The sequence below is a fragment of the Pseudoflavonifractor sp. BSD2780061688st1 E11 genome (genome assembly GCF_005844125.1).
Taxonomy (GTDB): Bacteria; Bacillota; Clostridia; order Lachnospirales; family Lachnospiraceae; genus Sellimonas; species Sellimonas catena.
The window spans coordinates 1-2837 of record NZ_SPHM01000081.1; the positions used below are offsets into that span (position 1 = coordinate 1).

The 2837-nt window shown below is 36.7% G+C and carries 3 protein-coding genes; 2 read left to right on the top strand and 1 reads right to left on the bottom strand.

What is annotated here, in order from left to right; translation table 11 throughout:
- Positions 1-195 precede the first annotated feature (195 nt).
- Both FGQ85_RS17985 and FGQ85_RS17990 read left to right on the top strand, forming a co-directional pair.
- Positions 196-885, top strand: a complete 690-nt coding sequence (locus FGQ85_RS17985; RefSeq protein WP_138374144.1) for a hypothetical protein — start codon at positions 196-198, stop codon at positions 883-885.
- Positions 886-926: 41 nt separating this feature from the next.
- Positions 927-2066, top strand: coding sequence for an acyltransferase family protein (locus FGQ85_RS17990; protein WP_279233670.1), 1140 nt, complete (start codon positions 927-929; stop codon positions 2064-2066).
- Positions 2067-2305: 239 nt separating this feature from the next.
- On the opposite strand, the gene FGQ85_RS17995 is transcribed toward FGQ85_RS17990, so the two are convergent.
- Positions 2306-2837, bottom strand: a 532-nt coding sequence (locus FGQ85_RS17995) for an ATP-binding protein (protein WP_171028014.1), incomplete at its 5' end; no start/stop codon positions are given.

Here is a 2837-nt window from a genome sequence, read left to right on the forward strand (position 1 = left end):
CATAAATCTCTATTTTGTTAGCTGAAATATTGAATTTTCAAGGTGCGAAGCCCATTTAAGGTATGGGAAGTCTTAGTAAATAATACAAGGCAATATATTTACCTGAGTTCTAGTCGAGTATACGCTGATGCTGGCAAAGAAATGATTACAGAGAATTCTAATCGATTGTTGGATATAATAGAGGATGAAGTTTATTTGGCTACGGATGAATATGCATTAACCAAAGCGAGACAAGAGAATTTACTTTGTACCAATAAGAAAAGAAACTGGACAATTGTACGGCCATATATCACTTTTGACTCAGAACGTTTACAGCTGGGGGGGTATGAAAAAGAACAGTGGCTACAAAGAGCTGTCAAGGGAAAGCCAATTGTGTTCTCAAAAGATATTGCAAGCAAATACACGACGTTAGCGTATGGGGAAGATGTATCTAGATGCATTTTTTACCTAATGAATAACGATCTTGCAATAGGTGAGATTTTTCATATTGCGGGTAATAAACCTATTCAGTGGCAAAGAGTTCTGGATATATATACAAATGTACTGGAAAGATATCTGAAAAAGCCTGTTCCTGTTATTTATACAGAAACTGCGGCAATTGCTGAGGAACAAAAATATCAATATAAATATGATCGTCTATACAATCGTATTTTTGATAATACAAAGTTGTTCTCTGTTATTGGAAATCAGTTTGAGTTTATTGATGTCGAAGAAGCTTTGAGAATAAGTTTAGAATCTTTTCTTGAAGGAAAACAATGCTTTCGATATATATCCCCGAAATCAGAAGCAATATTAGATCGATCTGCAAAAATAGTGGGTGGTCTTAGTATTTTTCCGCTGAAGGGAAAAGTGAAATATTTGTGGTACAGATATATTAAAGTATAGCTGTGAGGAGATTAAAGATATGAACAATTTAAATTATAAAATTGGGGGGGGGGGAGAGAGATACTCAAATTGATATTCTAAAAGGTATTGGTATCTTTTTGATGGTATTTCGACATGCAAGAGGACCATACTCTGATTTTGTACTTCTATTCCATATGGCTTTGTTCTTTATCGCGAGTGGATATTTATATAAACGAGATAACGAATACACAAAAAATAACTTTATTAAGTTTATAAAGCGAAAGTTAAAGTTTCTGTGGTGGCCATTCTTTGCCTGTAATACTCTGTTTAGCCTTCTTAACAATGTGTTTATAGATCTTAATATATATACAACCAATGCGGAGATAAAAGTCCTTGCAAACATTGAACCTCAAAGAATTGCTGTTCGATTTACAAGCATTGATATTTTGAAAGAGATTATAAAATCGTGCGTTATGCTGTCAAGTACAGAAATGGGTGGAGCTTTCTGGTTTTTAAGGACAATGTTTATTACGGTTGTTTTGTATAAAGTAACAGATTATGTTATTGCTTTTGTTTTTTCTAAAACAAAGAAATCGTGTGAAAAATATAAATGGATTTTACAGGGTGTTTTGGCATTAGTTCTTCTGCTTTGCGGTTGGTGCTTATCTATAAATGGAATATCTCTTCGAGGCATTAGTAATGTTTTTACAGTTTACATTTTATTCTATATAGGAAACGTATTTAAGTTTTGTAGGTTAATGAAAAAACACACAATTAAGGTTGAAATAATCGAGGTTACAATTTCCTTGGTAACCCTATTATGGGGATACAGCAATGGTTATATTTCAATTTCAAATAACATAATCAAAAATCCGCTATTCTTTCTCGCGATGTCTATAGCTGGTTGGATGCTTATCTATCGATTATCGGGCTTCATAAAAAATTCAGATTCTCATTTTTTTTATTGCTTGCGGAAATTTTTTATTGCTTGCGGAAAGAGTTCATTATGGATTCTAGTTCTTCACTTTTTATCATTTAAAATTGTTTCTGCAATAGGGATTGCATTACTGGGATTGGATTGGATTAATCTTGCTAGTTTTCCGATAAGATTTTATAATGGTTATTGGTGGATTGCTTATTCTGTTGTGGGAATTGTAATTCCTATTTTCATTCATCGCACCTACATTAGATTTAGAGGAACTTTTCAGTTAAAGTGTTAATTGATTAGAAGGGCGTTGAAATTATGGATTATTGAACATTCTCGTTCTGTCACCGGACAGCAGGGATATGGACACCGGATTATTCAATTATATAGGCTCTTCAGACATCCCTGTGGATAAGAAATGCTGTTTCTACCAGTAATTAAGCCACTTTCGCATGAATATTACGGTGCGGCGGAGCCGCCAGTCCGGTGTGGCGAGAGCCACCTGTCCGGACTAACGGAGCCATATGTTGATAGTTACTCAGCCTGAGCTGGATCTAAGCCATATACCTCTCTCATGGAAAGATCTCTTGATGGATCGATGCTCTCGATGTTGATTTTATATGAGTCGTATGAAATGCGATCCATGATGGCATCTGCAAGAGTGCTCTCACCGCTACAGATCTGCTGGTACCACTCGCTTTCCCGAAACTGGGAGCAGAAGATGGTCGATGACTTCTTCCTGCGTTTGTGGATCAGTTCAAAAAGATTTCTGGCTTCGGACTCGGTCAGCTTGAGCAGGAGCCATTCATCAATAATTAACAGAACTGGTTTCGTGTACTTTTTGAGCACGCTGGTAAATGTACCGGCATCCCTGGCTGCCTGTAGATCCAGCAATAGATCCGGAAGGCGGACATATTTCACGGTGTAATAGTGTTTACATGCCTCCATACCGAAAGCACATGCCATATAGGTCTTACCGCTTCCGGTGGTGTATATTACGGTGAAAATGTACCCCTGTTCCGGAGGAACGGATACCAGAAGTCCGGAGCTATGATACCGTGAGTCC